21 protein-coding genes, 3 tRNA genes and 3 rRNA genes are annotated in these 25,532 nt (G+C 40.9%); 25 read left to right on the top strand and 2 right to left on the bottom strand.

What is annotated here, in order from left to right; genetic code table 11:
- Positions 1 to 134 precede the first annotated feature (134 nt).
- Entirely contained in the window at positions 135 to 1,520 is a 1,386-nt protein-coding gene (locus tag AC6H0J_RS01435) for a DASS family sodium-coupled anion symporter (protein ID WP_005629617.1), read from the top strand.
- A gap of 105 nt (positions 1,521 to 1,625) precedes the next feature.
- On the opposite strand, the gene folD is transcribed toward AC6H0J_RS01435, so the two are convergent.
- The gene (gene folD / locus AC6H0J_RS01430; RefSeq protein WP_005629614.1) at positions 1,626 to 2,474 is read right to left on the bottom strand and encodes a bifunctional methylenetetrahydrofolate dehydrogenase/methenyltetrahydrofolate cyclohydrolase FolD; all 849 of its coding nucleotides are present in this window, start codon (positions 2,472 to 2,474) and stop codon (positions 1,626 to 1,628) included.
- A 178-nt stretch (positions 2,475 to 2,652) separates the two neighbouring features.
- Between folD and AC6H0J_RS01425 the strand changes: the two genes are divergently transcribed.
- The 9 genes from AC6H0J_RS01425 to htpX all read left to right on the top strand — a co-directional run bounded on the left by AC6H0J_RS01425 (position 2,653) and on the right by htpX (position 10,129).
- Positions 2,653 to 2,729, top strand: a tRNA-Pro gene (locus AC6H0J_RS01425).
- 48 nt (positions 2,730 to 2,777) lie between these two features.
- Positions 2,778 to 2,854, top strand: a tRNA-Arg gene (locus tag AC6H0J_RS01420).
- A 110-nt stretch (positions 2,855 to 2,964) separates the two neighbouring features.
- Positions 2,965 to 5,736, top strand: a complete 2,772-nt coding sequence (gene rapA, locus AC6H0J_RS01415) for an RNA polymerase-associated protein RapA (protein WP_118817507.1) — start codon at positions 2,965 to 2,967, stop codon at positions 5,734 to 5,736.
- Between the two features lie 2 nt (positions 5,737 to 5,738).
- Positions 5,739 to 6,398, top strand: coding sequence for a bifunctional tRNA pseudouridine(32) synthase/23S rRNA pseudouridine(746) synthase RluA (gene rluA / locus AC6H0J_RS01410; RefSeq protein WP_005629608.1), 660 nt, complete (start codon positions 5,739 to 5,741; stop codon positions 6,396 to 6,398).
- Between the two features lie 26 nt (positions 6,399 to 6,424).
- The gene (locus AC6H0J_RS01405) at positions 6,425 to 7,003 is read left to right on the top strand and encodes a rhomboid family intramembrane serine protease (protein WP_005629606.1); all 579 of its coding nucleotides are present in this window, start codon (positions 6,425 to 6,427) and stop codon (positions 7,001 to 7,003) included.
- 29 nt (positions 7,004 to 7,032) lie between these two features.
- Positions 7,033 to 7,785, top strand: coding sequence for a DeoR/GlpR family transcriptional regulator (locus tag AC6H0J_RS01400; RefSeq protein WP_005643940.1), 753 nt, complete (start codon positions 7,033 to 7,035; stop codon positions 7,783 to 7,785).
- Positions 7,786 to 7,912: 127 nt separating this feature from the next.
- Positions 7,913 to 8,665 carry an MlaA family lipoprotein gene (locus AC6H0J_RS01395; protein ID WP_005629599.1) on the top strand — a complete coding sequence of 251 codons (753 nt, stop codon included), beginning with the start codon at positions 7,913 to 7,915 and terminating at the stop codon, positions 8,663 to 8,665.
- Between the two features lie 56 nt (positions 8,666 to 8,721).
- Positions 8,722 to 9,111, top strand: coding sequence for a RidA family protein (locus AC6H0J_RS01390; RefSeq protein ID WP_005629596.1), 390 nt, complete (start codon positions 8,722 to 8,724; stop codon positions 9,109 to 9,111).
- Positions 9,112 to 9,274: 163 nt separating this feature from the next.
- On the top strand, positions 9,275 to 10,129 hold the full coding sequence (htpX, locus tag AC6H0J_RS01385; RefSeq protein WP_192885354.1) for a protease HtpX: 855 nt from the start codon (positions 9,275 to 9,277) through the stop codon (positions 10,127 to 10,129).
- Between the two features lie 41 nt (positions 10,130 to 10,170).
- Here htpX and tusA read toward each other — a convergent pair whose 3' ends face one another.
- Complete coding sequence (gene tusA / locus AC6H0J_RS01380; protein ID WP_005630802.1) at positions 10,171 to 10,410, bottom strand: sulfurtransferase TusA; 240 nt, start codon at positions 10,408 to 10,410, stop codon at positions 10,171 to 10,173.
- 115 nt (positions 10,411 to 10,525) lie between these two features.
- Between tusA and AC6H0J_RS01375 the strand changes: the two genes are divergently transcribed.
- The 15 genes from AC6H0J_RS01375 (at position 10,526) to AC6H0J_RS01305 (ending at position 25,477) form a co-directional block, all read left to right on the top strand.
- Positions 10,526 to 11,146, top strand: coding sequence for a YigZ family protein (locus AC6H0J_RS01375; RefSeq protein WP_005629753.1), 621 nt, complete (start codon positions 10,526 to 10,528; stop codon positions 11,144 to 11,146).
- 2 nt (positions 11,147 to 11,148) lie between these two features.
- Complete coding sequence (locus AC6H0J_RS01370; protein ID WP_005629751.1) at positions 11,149 to 12,612, top strand: TrkH family potassium uptake protein; 1,464 nt, start codon at positions 11,149 to 11,151, stop codon at positions 12,610 to 12,612.
- A gap of 359 nt (positions 12,613 to 12,971) precedes the next feature.
- A 16S ribosomal RNA gene (locus AC6H0J_RS01365) occupies positions 12,972 to 14,511 on the top strand.
- A 117-nt stretch (positions 14,512 to 14,628) separates the two neighbouring features.
- Positions 14,629 to 14,704, top strand: a tRNA-Glu gene (locus AC6H0J_RS01360).
- Between the two features lie 269 nt (positions 14,705 to 14,973).
- Positions 14,974 to 17,872 (top strand): 23S ribosomal RNA (locus tag AC6H0J_RS01355).
- 118 nt (positions 17,873 to 17,990) lie between these two features.
- Positions 17,991 to 18,106: ribosomal RNA gene (gene rrf, locus AC6H0J_RS01350) — 5S ribosomal RNA — on the top strand.
- The 16S, 23S and 5S rRNA genes sit together here with 1 tRNA gene alongside, the layout of an rRNA operon.
- Before the next feature lie 181 nt (positions 18,107 to 18,287).
- Entirely contained in the window at positions 18,288 to 18,797 is a 510-nt protein-coding gene (gene def / locus AC6H0J_RS01345) for a peptide deformylase (protein ID WP_005627576.1), read from the top strand.
- Positions 18,798 to 18,872: 75 nt separating this feature from the next.
- Positions 18,873 to 19,829 (top strand): methionyl-tRNA formyltransferase, encoded by a 957-nt coding sequence (gene fmt, locus AC6H0J_RS01340; protein ID WP_497512719.1) that lies wholly within the window; start codon positions 18,873 to 18,875, stop codon positions 19,827 to 19,829.
- The gene (gene rsmB, locus AC6H0J_RS01335) at positions 19,829 to 21,181 is read left to right on the top strand and encodes a 16S rRNA (cytosine(967)-C(5))-methyltransferase RsmB (RefSeq protein ID WP_005627587.1); all 1,353 of its coding nucleotides are present in this window, start codon (positions 19,829 to 19,831) and stop codon (positions 21,179 to 21,181) included. The genes fmt and rsmB overlap by 1 nt, the downstream gene beginning before the upstream one ends.
- 8 nt (positions 21,182 to 21,189) lie before the next feature.
- On the top strand, positions 21,190 to 21,993 hold the full coding sequence (locus AC6H0J_RS01330) for a glycosyltransferase family 2 protein (protein WP_005627588.1): 804 nt from the start codon (positions 21,190 to 21,192) through the stop codon (positions 21,991 to 21,993).
- A 3-nt stretch (positions 21,994 to 21,996) separates the two neighbouring features.
- Positions 21,997 to 23,373 (top strand): Trk system potassium transporter TrkA, encoded by a 1,377-nt coding sequence (trkA, locus tag AC6H0J_RS01325; protein ID WP_118817225.1) that lies wholly within the window; start codon positions 21,997 to 21,999, stop codon positions 23,371 to 23,373.
- Between the two features lie 73 nt (positions 23,374 to 23,446).
- Positions 23,447 to 23,833, top strand: coding sequence for a large-conductance mechanosensitive channel protein MscL (gene mscL / locus AC6H0J_RS01320; protein WP_005627591.1), 387 nt, complete (start codon positions 23,447 to 23,449; stop codon positions 23,831 to 23,833).
- A 94-nt stretch (positions 23,834 to 23,927) separates the two neighbouring features.
- Entirely contained in the window at positions 23,928 to 24,185 is a 258-nt protein-coding gene (locus tag AC6H0J_RS01315) for an FAD assembly factor SdhE (RefSeq protein WP_005627593.1), read from the top strand.
- A gap of 108 nt (positions 24,186 to 24,293) precedes the next feature.
- A complete protein-coding gene (gene rpoE, locus AC6H0J_RS01310; protein ID WP_005627595.1) occupies positions 24,294 to 24,872 on the top strand; it encodes an RNA polymerase sigma factor RpoE in 579 nt (192 codons plus the stop codon).
- A 17-nt stretch (positions 24,873 to 24,889) separates the two neighbouring features.
- Positions 24,890 to 25,477, top strand: a complete 588-nt coding sequence (locus AC6H0J_RS01305) for a sigma-E factor negative regulatory protein (RefSeq protein WP_005627596.1) — start codon at positions 24,890 to 24,892, stop codon at positions 25,475 to 25,477.
- Positions 25,478 to 25,532: the final 55 nt, after the last annotated feature.

The raw sequence follows: 25,532 nt of genomic DNA, 5'->3' as shown, positions 1-25,532 counted from the left end.
ATAAAAAATAACCGCACTTTTTTTATCGAAATTTATTGCACTAGATCACATTTCTGAAAATTGAGCATTGCAACTTATTAACATTCATTTAACATTGTAGTCCGTTCGAGTTAGAACACTAACGGAGGAGCTTTATGACTGAGATGAAATCTTTCAAAAATCATAAAAATGGCATTATTTTTATTTTAGATATAGTGCTGTTTTTTGTGTTATTAAACGTGCTACCTTATGAGCCAAAGGCTAGTGCTGGTTTAGCGTTATTGGCTTTTGTCGCAGTGCTTTGGTTAACCGAGGCATTACATGTTACGGTTACCGCATTATTGGTGCCATTATTAGCGATTGCGCTAGATTTAGTGAGTACTAAGCAAGCTTTAGTGGCTTTTGCTGATCCTACGATCTTTTTATTCTTTGGTGGCTTTTCTTTGGCTACAGCCTTGCATATTCAAAAACTTGATAAAATGATTGCTAATAAGATTATGGCATTAGCGCGTGGTAATTTATTTATTGCCATTATTTATCTCTTTTTGATTACAGCCTTCCTTTCTATGTGGATGAGTAACACGGCAACTGCAGCCATGATGTTACCCCTCGCAATGGGAATTTTAAGCCAACTTGATCGTGAGAAAGAACATAATACTTATGTATTTGTGTTGTTAGGGATAGCTTATAGTGCATCAATTGGTGGTATGGGAACCTTGGTGGGCAGTCCACCGAATGCGATTGTAGCAAGTAACTTGCATTTAACTTTTGCAGATTGGTTATGGTATGGTTTACCAATAATGATTATTTTGTTACCACTGATGATTGGTACACTTTACATTATTTTTAAGCCAAAACTTCATATTAATTTTGAGCAATCTTTTGAAAGCATTGAAATGAATTCAGTGCGTGTATTAACGCTTGTTATTTTTGTTGTAATTGCTTTAACTTGGGTATTTAGTGGGCAAATTAATCCGCTGATTTCAGGCTTACTTGGTTTGCAGAAAAATATTGCGAGCTTCGATAGTGTTGTCGCTTTATTAGCAGCTATTGTGATTTGTTCTACGGGCATTGCAAGCTGGAAACAAATTCAAGAAAGTACCGATTGGGGCGTATTAATGCTTTTCGGTGGTGGATTAACATTAAGTGCAGTATTGAAGGATTCCGGAGCAAGCAAGATTTTAGCTGATAGCATTGTCTTTATGATTGAAGGACAACATTTCTATCTTATTGGCTTGTTAGTTGCTACATTCATTATTTTCTTAACTGAATTTACCTCTAATACAGCAAGTGCGGCACTACTCGTACCAATCTTTATTTCTATCGCCCAATCATTGGGTATGCCAGAAATTGGTTTAGCATTAATTATTGGTCTTGGTGCATCTTGTGCTTTCATGCTACCAGTTGCAACGCCACCAAATGCTATTGTATTCGGTTCTGGTCAAGTGAAACAAAGTGAAATGGTAAAAGCTGGTTTCGTATTGAATTTGGTGTGTATTATTGTGATTTCGACTGTAGGCTATATGTTCTGGTTGAACTAATTTAGATTTGATTATTTACAGAATTCTTTAGTGATTAAAATAAATGGGTTAAAGCTAATCAGGCTTTAACCCATTTTTCTTGTGATAGGATTCTTTTATACAAAGCTATTTGTTGTGTTCATAAGCGTAAAGCGTATTGCTCATTAACATTGCAACGGTCATTGGCCCAACACCGCCAGGAACGGGGGTAATATATGCCGCTTTTTCGGCTGCTTTGTCAAACTCTACATCGCCTACTAATTTTCCATCTAGGCGGTTAATTCCGACATCAATGACTACCGCACTTTCTTTGATCCAATCTCCGGGGATCAAATTCGGCTTACCTACCGCGACGACAAGTATATCTGCTTGGCGAACATGGCTTTCTAAATCGTTGGTAAATCGATGAGTTACTGTGACGGTTGCGCCTGCCAATAATAATTCTAAAGACATTGGGCGGCCGACAATATTGGATGCGCCTACAATTACTGCGTGTTTGCCATGTAAGTCAATGCCCGTTGTTTCTAATAGTTTCATTATGCCATAAGGGGTGCAGGCACGTAAAGTTGGAATGCGTTGGCATAAAAGCCCAACATTGTAAGGATGGAAACCATCTACATCTTTTGTTGGGTCGATGCGTTCAATTATTGCTTCCGTGTTAATTTGTTTGGGTAACGGTAGCTGTACCAAAATACCATCAATATTTTTATCTGCATTAAGCTGGTCAATAACTGCTAACAATTTCTCTTGCGTGGTGGTATCTGGCAGATCATAAGATTTAGAGATAATGCCAATTTCTTCACAGCTTTTACGTTTATTACCGACATAGATTTGCGAAGCAGGATCGGCACCCACGAGAATGACTGCAAGCCCAGGCGCGCGTTTTCCTTGCTTAATGTAATGAGTGATTTTATCTGCCACATCGGCTTTAATTTTTTTTGAAAGTGCGGTACCAGAGATGATTTGTGCGGTCATTGGGCTGTCCTTTTGAATGATGGGAAAGAAAGCGTTTGCTATTTTAGCGGACAATGATTTTTTTACAACGAAAAAGGGGGCATTTTTCCTAAAGTGGAATAATTTTGAACAATTAAATTAAAAAATCAAAAAATTAATTGACTGAGATAAAAACAAACCTATAATTGACTGCACTCGTCGGCGAGTAGCGCAGCTTGGTAGCGCAACTGGTTTGGGACCAGTGGGTCGTAGGTTCAAATCCTATCTCGCCGACCACTTCTTTTATATTGTCTTGAAATTCCGTACAAAAGAAATCCTTTGAATGCGCCCTTAGCTCAGCTGGATAGAGCAACGCCCTTCTAAGGCGTGGGTCAAAGGTTCGAATCCTTTAGGGCGTGCCATTTATTTCTTCAATCCATTTTTTATTCTCTTTTATTAATTTCTTTTGCTATTTAAGCAAGCTACAATACGCCCCCAAATTTTATCAATAAAAATCAGAAAGAGAATTATTATGCCCTTTGCTATTGGTCAGCGCTGGTTGAGTGAAAGTGAAAACGCTTTAGGATTAGGTATCATTACCGCATTAGATCAAAGAACTGTCACGATTTATTTCCCTGCGGCGGATGAAACGCGTATATATGCTGCTGCACAAGCGCCTTTAAGCCGAATTGTATTTAGCAAAGGTGAAACATTATCCCATCAAGCAGGCTGGCAAGGTAAGATTTTAGACGTTCAAAATATGAACGGTTTGCTATTTTATTTAGTTAAAAATCCACAAGGTGAAGATGTCATTGTGCAAGAACGCGATATTTCATCGATTATTTCTTTTAGCCAAGCGAAAGAGCGTCTGTTTTCAGCGCAAATTGATCGTAGCAGTCATTTTGCATTGCGTTATCGCACGCTTTGTCATCAACAAGCACAATTTAAATCGTCATTGCGTGGTCTACGCGGAACGCGTGCGGGTTTAATTCCTCATCAGCTTCATATTGCCGCTGAAGTCGGTAATCGAGTTAATCCTCGCGTGTTGTTGGCGGATGAGGTTGGTTTAGGGAAAACCATTGAAGCAGGAATGATTTTGCAGAATCAACTTTTTGCTGAGAAAGTGCAACGTGTTCTTATTATCGTGCCAGAAACGTTGCAACATCAATGGCTGGTAGAAATGCTTCGTCGTTTTAATTTGCATTTTGCACTTTTTGATGAAGAACGTTGCAACGATTTTGATCTTGATGCCGTTAATCCGTTTACAACTGAAAGCTTAATTATTTGTTCGCTGAATTGGTTAGAAATTCATCTAAACCGAGTGGAGCAGGCGCTCAATGCTCAATTTGATTGCTTAATTGTGGACGAAGCACATCATTTGGTGTGGTCTGAAACCTCGCCAAGTACTGCTTATTTATTAGTTGAACAGCTTGCTCGTATCATTCCATCCGTCTTGTTACTCACTGCAACTCCAGAACAACTTGGGCAAGAAAGTCATTTTGCTCGTTTGCGCTTACTGGATCCAGAACGTTTCTTTGATTATCAAACCTTTGTGAAAGAGCAGGAACACTACCAACCTGTGGTTAATGCCGTTGAATCTTTGCTGGCAAATAAGGTATTAAGTGCGGTAGAAAAAAATCATATTTCTGATTTGTTGCTTGAACAAGATGTTGAGCCACTTTTTAAAGCGATTGCATCAAATAATGATGAAGAACAACATCGTGCCCGCCAGGAACTGATCCAAGCCTTAATTGATCGTCATGGCACGGGGCGAATGTTATTCCGCAATACACGTCAAGGCGTGAAAGGTTTTCCGCAACGTGTTTACCACCAAATTACACTCTCTGAAGAGAATGATAAAATTGATTGGCTGATTGATTTCCTCAAACTACATCGCGATGAAAAAATTTTTGTGATTTGTCAGACTGCGGCCATGGCGATTCAGTTAGAACAAATTTTACGTGAACGTGAGGCGATTCGTGCCGCAGTGTTCCACGAAAAAATGTCGATTATTGAACGAGATAGAGCTGCGGCTTATTTTGCGGATTTAGAAACCGGCGCGCAGGTTTTACTCAGTTCGAGTATCGGCTCGGAAGGGCGTAACTTCCAATTCGCAGCAAATTTAGTGTTATTTGATTTACCGACAAATCCTGATTTATTGGAACAATGTATTGGCCGATTAGATCGTATTGGACAAAAACGTGATGTACAAATTTATGTGCCTTGTGCGAAAGATTCGCCTCAAAGTCGTTTGGCTCGTTGGTACAATGAGGGATTGAATGCTTTTGAACAAACTTGTCCAATGGGAATGGCATTATTTTCTCAGTTTGCCGATGAGTTGGAAAAAGTGCGGTCAAATTTTACCGCACTTTCAGAGAATGAATTTTTTGAATTATTAAAACAAACTAAAACAGCACGGGAAAAACTCAAGATTGAGTTAGAAAAAGGTCGCGATCGTTTATTAGAGCTAAATTCTCATGGCGGTGAGCAAGCACAAGCGTTAGCGGATCAAATTGCTGATGAAGATAATTCGCCTGAGCTTGTAAATTTTGCCTTAAAATTGTTTGATATTATTGGCGTAGAGCAAGAAGATCTTGGGGCTAATAGTATTGTAATTAGTCCAACTGGGACAATGCTTGTGCCTGATTTTCCGGGTTTAAAAGAAGAAGGTGTGACGGTTACCTTTGATCGAGAACTTGCCCTTGCTCGTGAAGAAATGGAATTCTTGACTTGGGATCATCCTATGATTCGTCAGGGTATTGATCTTGTTGCTTCTGGTGATATTGGCAAAGCCGCAATGGCATTGCTTGTAAATAAACAACTGCCCGCTGGAACCTTATTAATTGAATTGATTTACGTGGTGGAAAGCCAATCGCCAAAAGGGTTACAGCTTAATCGTTTCTTGCCGCCAACGCCTATTCGTCTGCTGCTTGATAACAAAGGAAATAACATTGGTGAGCAAGTTGCTTTTGAAACATTGCATAGCAAATTGAAACCACTTGGTAAAAATATTGCTAATCAAATGGTGAAAATGGCACGGGCCAATATTGAAGCCTTGATCACGCGAGGCGATCAACTCGTAAAATCTTTAGCTGAACTGATTATTTCTGAGGCTAAAAATCAAGCAGATCAACAATTAAGCGCAGAAATTAACCGTTTACAGGCTTTGCGAGCCGTGAATAAAAATATTCGCCAAAGCGAAATTGATATTTTGGAACAACAACGAACACAATCACTGGATGAGCTTTCTAAAGCAAATTGGCGTTTGGATTGCTTGCGTGTCATTGTGACGAACAAGGAATAAAAATGGCATTGATTGAATACAATCCGCCTCTTGAACCTTATTTAGATATTATTTATCAAGATAATCATTTGTGCGTGGTGAACAAACCTAGCGGTTTGCTTTCCGTGCCGGGCAATCAACCACAATATTACGATAGTACAATGAGTCGAGTGAAAGAAAAATTCGGTTTTTGTGAGCCAGCTCATCGTTTGGATATGGCAACGAGCGGTATTATTGTGTTTGCTTTAAGTAAGGCGGCGGATCGTGAATTAAAACGTCAATTTCGCGAACGTGAACCAAAAAAACATTATCAAGCGATTGTTTGGGGACATTTGGAGAAAGATTATGGCGAGGTAAATTTGCCAATGATTTGTGATTGGGAAAATCGACCTCGCCAACGTTTGGATTTCGTTTTAGGAAAAAGAGCGGTCACAAAATTCGAAGTTTTAGCACGTTTGCCCAATAACAGTACTCGCGTGAAACTGACGCCCGTGACAGGCAGATCTCATCAATTACGCTTGCACATGTTAGCATTGGGGCATCCAATTCTAGGCGATAAATTTTACTCTCATCCTCAGGCTAAAGCTATGTCGCCAAGATTATGTTTGCACGCAGAAGAATTGACGATTACCCACCCCATTACTGGGGAAATAATGACCTTTAATGCAAAGTCAGATTTTTAAATTTGCGTAGAAACTTGAGATCACGAATGAAAAACTTTTTAGCTCAACAGGGAAAAATCACGCTAATTCTCACCGCACTTTGCGCGCTTATTTATATTGCTCAACAGCTGGGTTTTGAAGACGATATTATGTATTTGATGCATTACCCCGCTTACGAAGAGCAAGATAGCGAAGCGTGGCGTTATATCTCACATACACTGGTACATTTATCTAATTTGCATATTTTGTTTAATTTGTCTTGGTTTTTTATTTTCGGTGGAATGATTGAGCGCACTTTTGGTTCGGTCAAATTATTGATGTTGTATGTTGTAGCTTCCGCTATAACAGGGTATGTGCAAAATTATGTGTCTGGCCCCGGTTTCTTTGGGCTTTCTGGTGTTGTATATGCGGTTCTAGGTTATGTATTTATACGTGATAAATTGAATCATCATTTATTTGATTTGCCAGAAGGTTTTTTCACAATGTTATTAGTGGGGATCGCATTAGGTTTTGTTAGCCCATTATTTGGTGTTGAAATGGGAAATGCAGCGCATATTTCAGGCTTGATTGTCGGCTTGATTTGGGGATTTATCGATAGCAAATTACGTAAAAATTCGCTACAGTAGGTGTATTCAATTTGGATAAAGGGTTTTCTATGAAGCAGTCGTTACGGCATCAACAAATTATTAAACTGGTGGAACAATCCGGCTATTTAAGCACGGAAGAATTGGTTGCTGCCTTAGATGTTAGCCCTCAAACAATTCGCCGTGATTTGAATATTTTGGCAGAGTTAGATTTAATTCGTCGCCATCATGGTGGCGCGGCATCGCCATCTTCTGCAGAAAATTCTGATTATGTGGATCGTAAACAATTCTTTTCATTACAAAAAAATAATATTGCACAGGAAGTTGCGAAGTTGATTCCTAACGGCGCATCGTTGTTTATTGATATTGGTACCACGCCTGAGGCTGTCGCCAATGCATTGCTTGGCCACGAAAAACTCCGAATTGTGACGAACAATCTGAATGCCGCTCATCTTTTACGCCAAAATGAAAGTTTTGATATTGTCATGGCGGGCGGATCATTACGAATGGATGGTGGAATTATCGGCGAAGCTACAGTGAATTTTATTTCTCAATTTCGCCTAGATTTCGGGATTTTAGGGATTAGCGCGATTGATGCTGATGGTTCATTATTGGATTATGATTACCACGAAGTACAAGTCAAGAGAGCGATTATTGAAAGTTCACGTCAGACCTTATTAGTGACCGATCACTCTAAATTTACGCGCCAAGCGATTGTTCGATTGGGTGAATTAAGTGATGTGGAATATTTGTTTACGGATGATGTTCCTGAAGGAATTGTTAATTATCTGAAAGGTCAGAAAACGAAATTAGTTTTATGTTAGGAATGAGAAAGTGCGGTAAAAATAATGGTTTTTTACCGCACTTTTTATATGTTTTATAGGCAATATTTATTTTGTTGTTACTTGGCAAATTAGGTAGAATAAGCCCACATTTATATAAGGATTCAAAATGAAAATAAAGACGATTTTGACCGCACTTTTCGGCGTAATTGTGCTGACAGGTTGTGCAAATAAGAACGACACAAAACAAGCGAGTGAGCGTAATGATACCCTTGAAGGGTTCAATCGAACCATGTGGAAATTTAACTATAACGTTATGGATCGCTATGTGTTAGAACCCGCTGCAAAAGGTTGGAATAACTATGTGCCTAAGCCTATTTCTTCAGGTCTTGCTGGCATTGCAAATAACCTTGATGAGCCAGTAAGCTTTGTGAACCGCTTAATTGAAGGTGAACCGAAAAAAGCATTTGTTCACTTTAATCGCTTTTGGATTAACACTGTATTTGGTCTAGGTGGCTTTATTGATTTTGCGAGCGCAAGCAAAGAGCTGCGCGTAGATAATCAACGTGGATTTGGGGAAACTTTAGGTAGCTACGGCGTAGATGCTGGGACTTATATTGTGCTACCGATTTATAATGCAACAACGCCACGCCAATTAACGGGCGCGGTGGTTGATGCGGCTTATATGTATCCATTCTGGGAATGGGTGGGTGGTCCGTGGTCGTTAGTGAAATATGGTGTGCAAGCGGTGGATGCCCGTGCGAAAAATATCGATAACGCGGAGTTGTTACGCCAAGCACAAGATCCATATGTAACCTTTAGAGAAGCGTATTACCAAAATTTACAATTTAAAGTGAGTGATGGCAAATCAACAGAAAATAAAGAATCGCTTTCTGATGACGTGCTAAAAGAAATTGATTAATAAACGAAAAAGTGCTGTGAAAAATAACCGCACTTTTATCAACCAAGGAGAAAATGATGACTCAAATTATTCATACTGAAAAAGCACCGTCAGCTATCGGCCCTTATGTTCAAGCGGTTGATCTTGGCAATTTAGTTTTAACCTCAGGGCAAATTCCCGTGAATCCTGCAACAGGCGAAGTGCCCGCTGACATCGTTGCACAAGCACGTCAATCTTTAGAAAATGTGAAAGCGATTATTGAGAAAGCGGGTTTAACCGCTGCAGATATTGTAAAAACGACTGTTTTTGTGAAAGATCTTAATGATTTTGCAGCGGTTAATGCAGAATACGAACGTTTCTTTAAAGAAAATAATCACCCTAACTTCCCTGCTCGTTCTTGCGTAGAAGTTGCACGTTTACCAAAAGATGTAGGATTAGAAATTGAAGCGATTGCTGTAAGAAAATAATTTTCTGTTTGGTAATTTCTGCTTAAAAGTGCGGTCATAAACTCGCATGTTTTTGACCGCGCTTTTTGTTTGTATGCTGATAACAAAAATTTTACATTACACCTTGAATTTTTTGTGAATTTTCCCCACTAAGGAAATACTAACCCTAACTTTGAGAGAACACATTATGATGCGTATTCTTCTTTTCTTGGCAACCAATATGGCTGTAATGCTGGTATTAGGTATTATTTTAAGTGTGACTGGTATTGCTGGAAATAGCACCGGCGGCATTTTAATTATGGCGTTGCTATTTGGTTTTGTTGGTTCATTAATTTCATTATTCCTGTCTAAAACGATGGCATTACGTTCTGTAGATGGAGAAGTGATTACTCAACCTCGTAATCAAACTGAACATTGGTTAATTGATACCGTTAGTCGCCAAGCACAGAAAGCAGGTATTCCCATGCCAGACGTGGCAATTTATCATTCACCCGATGTGAATGCTTTTGCGACAGGCGCGACGAAAAGCAATTCTTTGGTGGCAGTAAGCACTGGATTATTAAACAACATGACTGAGGCTGAAGCTGAAGCTGTTTTAGCGCACGAAATTTCCCATATTTCCAATGGGGATATGGTGACTATGGCGTTATTACAAGGCGTATTGAATACTTTCGTGATTTTCTTATCGCGCGTTATTGCAACAGCGGTAGCAAGTTCGCGTAACAATAATGGAGAGGAAACGCGCAGTTCAGGTATTTATTTCTTGGTTTCGATGGTATTGGAAATGCTCTTTGGTGTGCTTGCGAGTATTATCGCAATGTGGTTCTCCCGTTACCGCGAATTCCGTGCAGATGCTGGTTCAGCAAGTTTAGTAGGCAAAGAAAAAATGATTATGGCACTGCAACGTTTGCAACAACTTCACGAACCACAAAATCTCGAAGGGTCTTTAAATGCCTTTATGATTAATGGAAAACGAAGTGAACTCTTTATGAGCCATCCGCCACTCGAAAAGCGTATTGAAGCCTTACGCAATCTTTAATAATTACAAAAAATCGGCCGCACTTTAATGCGGCCGATTTTTTATTTTCCTTTTTTCACCCAATATTTGAACGGCGGTTTTTCCACCTCACTTTGCAGTAATGTGTGATCCATAAATTGACAGAAACTTGGAATATCTCTTGTTGTTGCAGGATCGTCAGCAATAATCAAAAGTATTTCTCCATCGTTAAGATGACGAATATTTTTACGAACAAGCATGACAGGTTCTGGGCAACGTAATCCTAAAGTATCTAGGGTTTGTGTGACGGAAATTTCAGACATATTCTTTTTTCTTTTGAAAAACAGAGCCATATCATACCGCACTTACGGCAAAATTTCGACAAATCCCAGTCATCAGTGATAGACTAGTGCTATTGAAATTACCTTGAAAAAATAAATGGCGGAATACCTCGTTCCTAAAAGAGCGGTTGTTTTTGAAGAAGAAATTAAGAAAAGCCGTTTTATTACTTATTTACAGCATACCGAAGGTTTAGAAGATGCAAGAGCTTTTTGGGCAAAGATTAAACAAGAACATCCAAATGCTCGGCATCATTGTTGGGCTGCCGTAGCAGGCAAGCCAACAGATTCTCTACAACTTGGTTTTTCTGATGATGGCGAACCTGCTGGAACGGCAGGAAAGCCAATGTTGAGTGCATTGCAAGGTAGTCAATTAGGTGAAATTAGTGCGGTGGTAGTTCGCTATTATGGTGGTATTTTGCTTGGAACAGGCGGATTAGTTCGTGCTTACGGTAATGGCGTACAACAAGCGTTAAAGCTGATTGAAAGCGAAATTAAAGTTGAACGAACCCCTTTCAAACTTGATTGTGATTATGGCCAGCTAAATTTAGTCCAACAACTTTGTGAAAAATATCAGGTTGAGATTTTATCTCAAGATTTTCAGGCAAATATTCATTTGATTTTAGGTATTAGTGAAAAAACAGTCGATGTTTTTTCTTCAGAATTAACGGAAAAGTCTGCGGGCAGATTAGTCATCCAACTTTTAGAAACAGGCGAATAATAGTGCATATTTTATCGATTATCCGAATTATTGGTATTCTTGTGATGTGTTTTTCTGGCACGATGCTGATTCCAGCATTTGTCGCACTGATTTATGGCGATGGTGGCGGTAAGGCATTTATGCAGGCTTTTATGTTGAGTTTGACGGCGGGCACATTGCTTTGGTGGCCATGCCATCACCATAAACAAGAATTACGATCCCGTGATGGTTTTTTGATTGTTGTGGCTTTTTGGTTTGTACTTGGCGGCTTGGCTACTTTGCCGCTTCTATTGTTTGATGCACCACACTTAACGGTGGCTTCCGCTGTATTTGAGGCTTTTTCGGGCCTAACGACGACAGGTGCCACCGTGATGACTGGATTGGATAATTTACCAAAAGCAATTTTGTTTTACCGACAGTTTTTACAATGGCTTGGTGGGATGGGGATCATTGTATTAGCGATTGCGATCATTCCCCTTTTAGGCATTGGCGGAATGCAACTTTACCGTGCAGAAATGTCTGGTCCAATGAAGGAACAAAAAATTCGCCCTCGGATTACTGAAACCGCAAAAGTTTTGTGGATGATTTACCTTTCTTTAACCTTGTCATGCGCTTTAGCTTATTGGTTGGCAGGAATGAGTGTTTTTGATGCGATTACCCACAGTTTCTCGACTGTTTCTATTGGCGGTTTTTCAACGCATGATGCCAGTATCGGTTATTTCAATAGCCCATTGATTAACGGAATTACGGTTTTATTTTTATTAGTTTCTGCTTGTAACTTTGGTCTACATTTCCGTGCTTTTTCAACGATTGGACGTGAAAATTTCTTCAAAATTTATTTACGTGATCCTGAATTTCGTTTTTTTATCAGTATCCAAGTTATTTTAGTTGGGGTTTGTACTTCAGTAATGTGGGGATACAGTTACTTTAAGACTTCATGGCAAGATTTTGAGCAGGTATTGTTTCAGGCTGTCTCTATCTCTACCACAACAGGTTACACAACGTCTGATTTTTCCGCTTGGCCCTCATTTGTGCCCGTATTGTTAATCTCTGCATCTTTTATGGGGGGGTGTGCTGGATCTGTTGGTGGTGGTTTAAGAGTTGCGCGTGTATTAGTGCTTTACCTACAAGGAAAACGAGAACTCAAACGCGTAGTCCATCCTAATTTGGTTTATCCAATTAAATGGGGAAAAAATGTATTAGATGAAAGAGTGATTGGTAGTATTTGGGCATTCTTTTCGGCTTATATTTTAGTATTTTTAATTTGTTTACTCGGTGTCATTGCTTGTGGCGTTGAACCTTTCAATGCCTTTAATGCTGTGTTGGCGAGTATAAATAATTTAGGGCCAGGATTAGGTGCTGTTAGTAGTAATATGATCGCCATTCCAGATAGTGCGAAATGGATTTTAACTATCGCAATGGTATGTGGGCGCTTAGAAATTTTTACTCTTTTAGCATTATTTACACCTGCATTCTGGAGATCTTAGCTGAGGTTTAATTTTTAATAAATATTTCGAATTTTGACCGCACTTTTGAGGGAACCGTTTATATTTCCATCAAAAGATCATTTTTTTAAATATTTTTACAAAAAGTACTTGCAAGGGTTTTGAAAATCCCTATAATGCACCGCACACAACGACGCACTGTTGTGAAATATTTAAGTTTGCACGTGCGTCGTTGTTTTTTGCTCTTTAACAATATATCAGACAATCTGTGTGGGCACTTGTTGATTGACTTGTTTTAAAAATATTTTTTAATTTTGAAGTCTTAATAGGTGCTAACTAGAAATTCATTATACTTTTTAAGTAGTGACATTTTATGTCAGCAGTATTGAGCGATTGAACTTGAATTGAAGAGTTTGATCATGGCTCAGATTGAACGCTGGCGGCAGGCTTAACACATGCAAGTCGAACGGTAGCAGGAGAAAGCTTGCTTTCTTGCTGACGAGTGGCGGACGGGTGAGTAATGCTTGGGAATCTGGCTTATGGAGGGGGATAACTACGGGAAACTGTAGCTAATACCGCGTAATATCGAAAGATTAAAGTGTGGGACCTTCGGGCCACATGCCATAAGATGAGCCCAAGTGGGATTAGGTAGTTGGTGGGGTAAAGGCCTACCAAGCCGACGATCTCTAGCTGGTCTGAGAGGATGACCAGCCACACTGGAACTGAGACACGGTCCAGACTCCTACGGGAGGCAGCAGTGGGGAATATTGCGCAATGGGGGGAACCCTGACGCAGCCATGCCGCGTGAATGAAGAAGGCCTTCGGGTTGTAAAGTTCTTTCGGTATTGAGGAAGGGATGTGTGCTAATAGTAGACATCATTGACGTTAAATACAGAAGAAGCACCGGCTAACTCCGTGCCAGCAGCCGCGGTAATACGGAGGGTGCGAGCGTTAATCGGAATAACTGGGCGTAAAGGGCACGCAGGCGGTTATTTAAGTGAGGTGTGAAAGCCCCGGGCTTAACCTGGGAATTGCATTTCAGACTGGGTAACTAGAGTACTTTAGGGAGGGGTAGAATTCCACGTGTAGCGGTGAAATGCGTAGAGATGTGGAGGAATACCGAAGGCGAAGGCAGCCCCTTGGGAATGTACTGACGCTCATGTGCGAAAGCGTGGGGAGCAAACAGGATTAGATACCCTGGTAGTCCACGCTGTAAACGCTGTCGATTTGGGGATTGGGCTTAAAGCTTGGTGCCCGTAGCTAACGTGATAAATCGACCGCCTGGGGAGTACGGCCGCAAGGTTAAAACTCAAATGAATTGACGGGGGCCCGCACAAGCGGTGGAGCATGTGGTTTAATTCGATGCAACGCGAAGAACCTTACCTACTCTTGACATCCATGGAATCCTGTAGAGATACGGGAGTGCCTTCGGGAACCATGAGACAGGTGCTGCATGGCTGTCGTCAGCTCGTGTTGTGAAATGTTGGGTTAAGTCCCGCAACGAGCGCAACCCTTATCCTTTGTTGCCAGCGATTTGGTCGGGAACTCAAAGGAGACTGCCAGTGATAAACTGGAGGAAGGTGGGGATGACGTCAAGTCATCATGGCCCTTACGAGTAGGGCTACACACGTGCTACAATGGCGTATACAGAGGGTGGCGAAACTGCGAGGTGGAGCGAATCTCAGAAAGTACGTCTAAGTCCGGATTGGAGTCTGCAACTCGACTCCATGAAGTCGGAATCGCTAGTAATCGCGAATCAGAATGTCGCGGTGAATACGTTCCCGGGCCTTGTACACACCGCCCGTCACACCATGGGAGTGGGTTGTACCAGAAGTAGATAGCTTAACCTTTTGGAGGGCGTTTACCACGGTATGATTCATGACTGGGGTGAAGTCGTAACAAGGTAACCGTAGGGGAACCTGCGGTTGGATCACCTCCTTACCAAAGACGAGAGACAGCGAGTGCTCACACAGATTGGCTGATTGTTGTAGACAAGATTTGAAACGAAGCGAAAGCAACGTTGAAAGATAAGAATAAGATAGAGTATCTTTAATTGATGTCCCCATCGTCTAGAGGCCTAGGACATCGCCCTTTCACGGCGGTAACCGGGGTTCGAATCCCCGTGGGGACGCCAATTAAAGATAACTTTGTTAGATTATCTTACTGTTCTTTAAAAAATTGGAAACAAGCTGAAAACAAGAGATTTTCGAGAGAAAGTCTGAGTAGGCAAGGCAGGAAAGTGAAAGAGGGAACTGAAAAGGGAAATCTAAAAATAAAACCTGTTTTGCATAAAATCTTGATTGAACAAAAGCAATCAAGTGTTTAGTTGAATGAAGATACGCATCAAATTGACCGCACTTTCAAGTGAAAACTTAAAGTGATTGAAAACATTTGAGGTTGTATAGTTAAGTGACTAAGCGTACAAGGTGGATGCCTTGGCAATCAGAGGCGAAGAAGGACGTGCTAATCTGCGAAAAGCTTGGATGAGTCGATAAGAGGCGTTTAATCCAAGATATCCGAATGGGGAAACCCAGTAGATGAAGAATCTACTATCACTTACTGAATACATAGGTAGGTGAGGCAAACCGGGAGAACTGAAACATCTAAGTACCCCGAGGAAAAGAAATCAACCGAGATTTCGTCAGTAGCGGCGAGCGAAAGCGAAAGAGCCTGTTAATGATAGCAGCAGAGATAGAGGAATAAGCTGGGAAGCTTAGCGACACAGGGTGATAGCCCCGTACTCGACATCCAGGCTGTGGTACTAAGTTAACGATAAGTAGGGCGGGACACGTGATATCCTGTTTGAAGATGGGGGGACCATCCTCCAAGGCTAAATACTCCTGATTGACCGATAGTGAACCAGTACTGTGAAGGAAAGGCGAAAAGAACCCCGGTGAGGGGAGTGAAATAGAACCTGAAACCTTGTACGTACAAGCAGTGGGAGCCTGAAAGGGTGACTGCGTACCTTTTGTATAATGGGTCAGCGACTTATATTTTGTAGCGAGGTTAACCGAATAGGGGAGCCGAAGGGAAACCGAGTCTTAACTGGGCGAATAGTTGCAAGGTATAGACCCGAAACCCGGTGATCTAGCCATGGGCAGGTTGAAGGTTGGGTAACACTAACTGGAGGACCGAACCGACTAATGTTGAAAAATTAGCGGATGACTTGTGGCTGGGGGTGAAAGGCCAATCAAACCGGGAGATAGCTGGTTCTCCCCGAAATCTATTTAGGTAGAGCCTTGAGCGGACACCTTTGGGGGTAGAGCACTGTTTCGGCTAGGGGTCCATCCCGGATTACCAACCCGATGCAAACTACGAATACCAAAGAGTGATACTCAGGAGACACACGGCGGGTGCTAACGTCCGTCGTGGAGAGGGAAACAACCCAGACCGCCAGCTAAGGTCCCAAAGTCTATATTAAGTGGGAAACGAAGTGGGAAGGCTTAGACAGCTAGGATGTTGGCTTAGAAGCAGCCATCATTTAAAGAAAGCGTAATAGCTCACTAGTCGAGTCGGCCTGCGCGGAAGATGTAACGGGGCTCAAATATAGCACCGAAGCTGCGGCATCAGACGTAAGTCTGTTGGGTAGGGGAGCGTTCTGTAAGCGGATGAAGGTGGCTCGAGAGGGCTGCTGGACGTATCAGAAGTGCGAATGCTGACATAAGTAACGATAAAACGGGTGAAAAACCCGTTCGCCGGAAGACCAAGGGTTCCTGTCCAACGTTAATCGGGGCAGGGTGAGTCGGCCCCTAAGGCGAGGCTGAAAAGCGTAGTCGATGGGAAACAGGTTAATATTCCTGTACTTGGATAAACTGCGATGTGGGGACGGAGCAGGTTAGGTTATCGCACTGTTGGATATGTGCGTTTAAGTTGGTAGGTGGGAAGTTTAGGCAAATCCGGACTTCTATTAAACACTGAGAGATGATGACGAGGCTCTACGGAGCTGAAGTAACCGATACCACACTTCCAGGAAAAGCCACTAAGCTTCAGGTTTATCTAAACCGTACTGAAAACCGACACAGGTGGTCAGGTAGAGAATACTCAGGCGCTTGAGAGAACTCGGGTGAAGGAACTAGGCAAAATAGCACCGTAACTTCGGGAGAAGGTGCGCCGGCGTAGATTGTAGTCCCTCGCGGGCGAAGGTTGAACCGGTCGAAGATACCAGCTGGCTGCAACTGTTTATTAAAAACACAGCACTCTGCAAACACGAAAGTGGACGTATAGGGTGTGATGCCTGCCCGGTGCTGGAAGGTTAATTGATGGTGTAATCGAAAGAGAAGCTCCTGATCGAAGCCCCAGTAAACGGCGGCCGTAACTATAACGGTCCTAAGGTAGCGAAATTCCTTGTCGGGTAAGTTCCGACCTGCACGAATGGCATAATGATGGCCAGGCTGTCTCCACCCGAGACTCAGTGAAATTGAAATCGCCGTGAAGATGCGGTGTACCCGCGGCTAGACGGAAAGACCCCGTGAACCTTTACTATAGCTTGACACTGAACATTGAATTTTGATGTGTAGGATAGGTGGGAGACTTAGAAGTAGTCACGCCAGTGATTATGGAGTCGTCCTTGAAATACCACCCTTTAACGTTTGATGTTCTAACGAAGATTGCGGAACGCGGTCTCGGACAGTGTCTGGTGGGTAGTTTGACTGGGGCGGTCTCCTCCCAAAGAGTAACGGAGGAGCACGAAGGTTTGCTAATCACGGTCGGACATCGTGAGGTTAGTGCAATGGTATAAGCAAGCTTAACTGCGAGACAGACAAGTCGAGCAGGTACGAAAGTAGGTCATAGTGATCCGGTGGTTCTGAATGGAAGGGCCATCGCTCAACGGATAAAAGGTACTCCGGGGATAACAGGCTGATACCGCCCAAGAGTTCATATCGACGGCGGTGTTTGGCACCTCGATGTCGGCTCATCACATCCTGGGGCTGAAGTAGGTCCCAAGGGTATGGCTGTTCGCCATTTAAAGTGGTACGCGAGCTGGGTTTAGAACGTCGTGAGACAGTTCGGTCCCTATCTGCCGTGGGCGTTGGAGAATTGGTTGGGGCTGCTCCTAGTACGAGAGGACCGGAGTGGACGCACCACTGGTGTTCCGGTTGTGTCGCCAGACGCATTGCCGGGTAGCTAAGTGCGGAAGAGATAAGTGCTGAAAGCATCTAAGCACGAAACTTGCCAAGAGATGAGTTCTCCCAGATTATAAATCTGTAAGGGTTGTTTAAGACTAAGACGTAGATAGGTGCGGTGTGTAAGTGTAGTGATACATTGAGCTAACGCATACTAATTGCCCGAGAGGCTTAACTATACAACGCTCAAGTGTTTTTGGAAAACAGAGTGAAAGAAAAAGAAATTAACTAAACGTTCAGCTTGTGGCCAATGAAGAACATAGATAGAATTTAAAATAAACGTTATCAAAGAATTATCCTGGCGGCGATAGTGCGGTGGAACCACCTGACACCATACCGAACTCAGAAGTGAAACGCTGTAATGCCGATGGTAGTGTGGGGCTTCCCCATGTGAGAGTAGGGCACCGCCAGGTTACCAAATACTTATCTAAGTTAAATTAAATAAAAAAGAAGAACCCCGTGTCGAAAGATATGGGGTTTTTGTTTTTTGGTTTAACAAAATCAGTTTAGATAAAGTTTATATTTATTAGTGAGAAAAATACGCATTAGTGCTACAATCCCGCTAAAATTCTACCATTAAAAACAAGAGAAATTATGACCGCACTTAATGTATTAATTTATCCTGATGATCACTTAAAGGTTGTTTGTGAGCCTGTTAGTGAAGTTAATGATGCAATTCGTAAGATTGTTGATGATATGTTTGATACGATGTATCAAGAGGAAGGTATTGGTTTAGCTGCACCTCAAGTAGATATTTTGCAACGTATTATTACTATTGATGTTGAAGGTGATAAAAAAAATCAGCTTGTCTTGATTAATCCTGAAATTTTGGCTTCTGAAGGAGAAACGGGAATTGAAGAGGGGTGTTTATCCATTCCAGGGTTCCGTGCGTTGGTTCCTCGTAAAGAAAAAGTGAAAGTGAGAGCGTTAGATCGTGATGGTAAAGAATTTACTTTAGATGCGGATGGCTTGCTTGCGATCTGTATTCAACACGAGATCGATCACCTTAACGGAATTTTATTTGTTGATTATCTTTCTCCACTTAAACGCCAACGTATTAAAGAAAAATTGGTGAAATATAAAAAACAAATTGCGAAACAATAAGCTTCTGATTCTTAATTAAAGTGCGGTTGATTTTAACCGCATTTTTTACTATCAATTACCATAACGTAGAACATTATGAAATCACTTAATATTATTTTTGCTGGTACGCCAGATTTTGCTGCACAGCATTTACAAGCCATTCTAAATTCTCAACATAATGTGATCGCTGTTTATACTCAACCTGATAAACCAGCTGGTCGCGGTAAAAAACTACAAGCAAGTCCTGTCAAGCAACTTGCTGAGCAAAATAACATTCCCGTTTATCAACCTAAATCTTTACGTAAAGAAGAGGCGCAGTCTGAACTAAAAGCGTTAAATGCAGATGTAATGGTTGTTGTGGCTTATGGATTAATTTTACCGAAAGCTGTATTAGATGCCCCTTGTTTAGGTTGTTTGAATGTGCATGGTTCTATTCTTCCACGTTGGCGAGGTGCAGCACCCATTCAGCGCTCAATTTGGGCTGGTGATGCACAAACTGGTGTAACCATTATGCAAATGGATGAAGGTTTAGATACAGGTGATATGTTACACAAAGTCTATTGTGATATTTTACCGACTGAAACTTCAACAAGTCTTTATAACAAACTGGCGGAGCTTGCTCCATCAGCATTAATCGATGTTTTAGATAATCTTGAAAACGGTAAATTTATAGCCGAAAAACAAGATGACAGCCAAAGTAATTATGCAGAAAAACTTTCTAAAGAAGAGGCTCAATTAGATTGGACACTTCCTGCAATGCAACTTGAGCGTAATATTCGTGCTTTTAATCCTTGGCCGATTGCTTATTTTTCAACGGAAGATAAGGATGGCAATGCACAAACTTTAAAAGTGTATCAAGCGGAAGTATTGCCTCATCAAGATAAACCAGCGGGAACTATTTTGAGTGCGGATAAAAATGGCATTCAAATTGCGACTGTCGATGGCGTCTTAAACTTATTGCAATTACAACCTGCAGGTAAAAAGCCTATGTCTGCACAAGATTTATTAAATGGTCGTGCAGAATGGTTTACTATTGGTAAGGTGCTTGCATAATGAAAAAATTCTCTTCTAAAACTATCAAAGCAAAAAACTCAGTAAAAATGACCGCACTTTCGACTAGGGCTATTGCAGCAAACTTAATTTTGCAAGTATTAGATGAAGGTAAATCCTTGTCGGTGTTAATTCCAGAAGTGCAACTTTCTGTAAAAGCTCAAGATTTGCCCTTACTACAAGAAATTTGTTTTGGCGTGTGTCGCGTATTGCCTCGCTTAGAGCAAATTATCAAACGTCTTGTGGATAAGCCGCTTAAAGGTAAAACTCGCATTGTTCATTGCCTGTTACTTGTGGGATTATACCAATTGCTTTATATGCGAGTGCCTGCTCATGCGGCAGTTGATGAAGTTGTGAACGCAACAAAATCATTAAAATCTGATAGTTTTAGAGGATTAGTGAATGCGGTTTTGCGTAGATTTTTACGTGAGCAAGATGAAATTTTGGCAATTATCGATAAAAATTGGCAAACGTTTCACCCTGAATGGTTCGTGAATAAATTAAAAAAAGCCTATCCGAATTGGCGTGAGATCATTGAGGCGAACAATCAGAAACCACCAATGTGGCTACGAGTGAATTCACAAAAAAACGCCCTCGAAACTTACCGCACTTTACTTGAAGAACAAGGTATTTCTGCAAAAACAAGTCACCATTCTAACGCGCTATGTTTAGATATACCGATTGCTGTGCAAAAATTACCGCACTTTGAAGAAGGGGCAGTTACGGTGCAAGATTTGAGTGCTCAATGGGCGGCAACGTTGCTTGAGCCAAAAAATGAGGAATGGATCCTCGATGCTTGTGCGGCACCGGGTGGTAAGACAACTCATATCTTGGAATTGGCACCTCAAGCTAATGTGATTGCATTAGATGTAGAATCTCATCGCTTAAAACGAGTAGAAGAAAATCTTGAACGTTTAAATCAGCAAGCGATAGTGGTGTGTGGTGATGCGAGTCAACCTGACGAATGTTTAGCTGAAATCGGTAAAAGTGCGGTGAAATTTGACCGAATTTTACTTGATGCACCTTGTTCTGCAACAGGAGTGATTCGACGCCACCCCGATATAAAATGGTTACGTAAAGAAAGCGATATCGCTCAGCTCGTTGAATTACAGAAGAAAATCCTGAGTGCGCTTTGGGAAAAACTGAAGCCAAGCGGTGTTTTGCTTTATGCTACTTGTTCTGTACTGCCAGAAGAAAATTGCGAACAAATCCAAGCATTTTTAAATGCTCACGCGGATGCGGAGTTATTGTCATTACCTTTTGGTGATGATAAAAGTGCGGTGGGTTTTCAATTTATTCCGCAACCAAATAGTGGCGATGGGTTCTATTATGCGAAGTTATGTAAACGTGCTTAGAGGCTAAAATGTTTGCCAATATTGATGTCATTATTCCTTGCTATAATGCAGAACAAACGCTATCTCGCGCAGTGCAATCTGTATTGTCTCAAACTTATTTAGGGAAAATTTGGTTGGTTGATGATGGTTCTAAAGATAGCACGTTAGCTTTAGCGCAAGAATGGGCTGCGCAATATCCAGAAAAGATAGTTGTCGAGTCTATGTCGAGAAATAGCGGAGTGGCGAAAGCGCGCAATTGGGGCGCTTTGCAATCAAGTAATGAATTTATTGCTTTTTTAGACGCTGATGATGTTTATGAACAGGGCGCATTAGAAGTTGCCGCGGCGACTTTTCATTTTCAACCAGATACCTCAGTGGTACGTTTAGCATTAAAACCAATTGATTTGCCCACGCGTTACGCTGAACATCCTAATTTTGAGTTTGCATGGCAACATATGCGAATGACCTGTGGTGGGAGCGTGGTTTTTCGTCGAGCCTTTTTCTTGGCATGTGGTGGTTTCCCACAAGATGACTTATTTCGTCAATTAGGCGGTGAAGATGGTGCTCTTGGTATTGCGACAACTAAGATAGCTAAAGTTGCAACGCTATTTAATGATGTTGGCGTACTTCATTACTGCAGAGATGGAATGCATGCAGAACGGCTATTGGATGCGATTTTATTCCAAAAAGCGCCAGAGGAGATTACTGAAGAACAAATGACGCAGGCTAATGGCGTGACAGATGAAATTTGTCGTCAAATTAACGCATTAAAGTGCGGTCTAAATTCATCAGAAATAGGCATTCGTCCTCTTGTATTAGAACGAACGGAGTAAACGATGAAAATTATTATTTTGGGCGCAGGTCAGGTAGGAACAACGCTTGCCGAAAATTTGGTTAGTGAAGATAACGATATCACACTCGTTGATAACGAGTCCCCACAGTTACAAGCCTTACAAGAAAAGCATGATTTGCGAGTTGTGCAAGGCTCGCCATCATCACCAAAAGTGCTTCGAGATGCAGGTGCGGCCGATGCCGATTTAATGGTTGCCGTAACAGCCTCTGATGAAATCAATATGGTAGCCTGCCAAATGGGTTATACATTATTTAATACACCAACTCGTATTGCCCGTATTCGTAATTCAGAATATTTGCGTGAAAAAGATAAGTTATTCAATGATGAGAATGTACCTATTGATCATTTGATTTCGCCTGAAAATCTTGTGACAGATGAAATTACACGCTTAATTGCTTATCCAGGGGCATTACAAGTTGCCTATTTTGCTAATAATCGTATTAGCATGGTTGTGGTAAGAGCTTATTATGGTGGTCCTTTGGTTGGATATGCGCTTTCCGCATTTCGTGAACATATGCCACATATTGATTGTCGTATTATGTCTATTTTACGTAACGGTAAACCGATTCGCCCGCAGGGGTCTACTATTGTTGAAGCCGGTGATGAAATTACTTTTATTTGTGCAACTGAGCACATAAAAGCAGTAATGAGTGAAATTCAACGCTTAGAAAAACCTTATAAACGCGTAATGATTGTTGGTGGCGGAAATGTTGCCGCTGGCGTAGCGAAATGTTTGGAAAATATTTGTACCGTAAAATTAATTGAGCGTGATGAAGAACGGGCTAATTTGTTAGCTGAAAAACTTTCAAAAACCTTGGTTTTTTATGGTGATGCGTCTGATCAAAATTTATTGTTTGAAGAACATATTGAAAATGTCGATGTGTTCCTTTCATTGAGTAGTGATGATGAGGCGAATATTATGTCCGCTTTATTGGCAAAACGTTTGGGTGCCAAGAAGGCAATGGTGCTGATTCAACGAATTGCTTATATAAATCTGATTCAAGGTGGAAGTATTGATATTGTGGTTTCACCGCAGCAAGCAACAATTTCTGCTTTGCTTGGTCATGTTCGTAAAGGGGATGTAAAAAATGTGGCTACATTACGACATGGTATTGCTGAAGCCATTGAAATTGTAGCGCATGGTGATGAAAGCACCTCCAATGTGGTCGGGCGCAAAATAGGTGACTTGCGTTTGCCTATGGGGACAATTATTGGTGCTTTATTGCGTGGTAATGATGTAATTGTTGCACGACGCCAAGTTGTGATTGAAGAAGGAGATCATGTGGTGATTTATTTGAGTGATAAGAAGAATGTGCCTGAAATTGAAAAATTGTTCCAGCCAAGTGCATTCTTCATTTAACGATTTATTTACTTTTAAGAGCGACTCATTATAATAGGCGCTCTTTTATTCAATCTCTAAAGGAAAAATTATTATGAGTTTTATTAAAGAATTTCGCGAATTTGCAATGCGCGGTAATGTTGTAGATATGGCTGTCGGTGTGATTATCGGCGGTGCGTTTGGTAAGATCGTAAGTTCACTTGTTAGTGATATTTTTATGCCTGTGCTTGGTATTTTAACGGGTGGCATTGATTTCAAAGATATGAAATTTGTATTAGCTCAAGCACAAGGCGATGTTCCAGCTGTTACTTTAAACTACGGTGTGTTTATTCAGAATGTGATCGATTTCATTATTATTGCTTTTGCAATCTTTATGATGATTAAGGCACTTAATAAAGTGAGAAAACCAGAAGAGAAAAAATCAGGTCCTACATCGGAAGATTTGCTCACAGAAATTCGTGATTTATTAAAGAATAAATAATGAAATTGAAAAATAAAGGTTGGTAAATATGCCAACCTTTTTTTATTGTTATTTTTTAGGCTATAATCGCTCCCTAAAATTTAAGGAATTAAAAATGGAAAAATATAATAAACTCCGTATTGAATGGGATTGCCGCCGAGGAATGTTGGAGTTGGATAAAATCATTATGCCTTTTTATTTGAAGCATTTTGATGAATTAACAGATGACAAAAAAGATATATTTATTCGTTTATTAGCAAGTACAGATCTGCAGCTATTTTCTTGGTTTTTTAATCGTGACCAATCATCAGATTCAGAAATTCAATCTATGGTGGAATATATCCAAAACGTACAAAAAATCACAACTAATTAAAATTATTACGATACGTATGAACTTTTTTCACACACTTGTGTCTGAGATTGCAACAAGAGCTTGCTGTCTTGAATATTAAGGCGTGTTAGATATTGGCATAGGAGAAATATGGCTGAACAGCTAACAGATCAGGCTTTGGTAGAAAGAGTGCAGCAAGGGGATAAGAAAGCCTTCAATTTGTTGGTTTCTCGTTATCAGAATAAAGTGGCGGGGCTTTTGACTCGCTATGTATCACGTAACGATATTCCTGATGTGGTGCAAGAATCCTTTATAAAGGCTTATCGCTCAATTGAATCTTTTCGTGGCGAAAGTGCTTTCTATACATGGCTTTATCGAATTGCCGTCAATACGGCAAAAAATTATTTAACGGCTCAAGGGCGTCGTCCACCTAATGAAGATATTTTAGCTGAGGATGCTGAAAATTATGATGTGGGTACGCACTTGAGGGATGTAGATACACCCGAAAATGAGATGTTATCTAGTGAACTTGAACGAATCGTGTTTAGTACGATTCACAGTTTGCCAGAAGATTTAAAAACAGCAATCACCTTGCGAGAGCTAGAAGGCTTAAGCTATGAAGAGATTGCAGAAATTATGGATTGCCCTGTTGGTACTGTTCGTTCTCGTATTTTCCGCGCAAGGGAAATTATTGAGAATAAAATTCAGCCACTGATGCAACGCGAATAAAAATGTCGGAGTTTACTATGCAAAAAGAGCAACTTTCAGCCTATATGGATGGCGAACAAGTCGAGGCTGGCTTGACAGATGCTTTATTGAAAGACAAAGAATTACAAGAATCTTGGCAGGCATTCCATGCTGTACGTGCAGTGATGCGTAAAGAAAGTGCTTTGTTTCTAGGGGCTGATTTTACCACTAAAATGGCAGGTTTAATTGAATCTGAAGAAGTGAAGAAAGTCGATGTCATTGCCGTGTCTCAACCTGAACCAGAAGATGCACATAATTCTGCATTTATGCAAAAATTAAAAGCCTTCTTTGCGCCAATGACACAAGTTGCTGTTGCTGCTGGTGTATGTTTGGTGGCGGTACTTGGTGTTCAATCTTTCAATAATAAAAACGATGCCTCTAATTTACCTGAGACACCAGTATTACAAACCTTGCCATTTAATAATGCGGTTCAAGAGGTTAGCTATAATGCGCCGAGTAAAGATACATTGACATCAAATCAGCTTGAACAAAAAAGTCGCCGTATTGGTGCAATGTTACAGAACTATGAATTACAACGTCGTATGCATGCCGATGCATTAAATGTAAGCAGTAATAGTCAGAAATAATACGATTAGTTCAGTTAGTTTATGTTAATTCACCACCTAATATGTTATTTAGCGT

Source organism: Haemophilus sp. THUN1691 (assembly GCF_059704425.1).
Note: the sequence above shows the minus strand (reverse complement) of the source record. Positions and strands in the feature narration are given on the sequence as shown.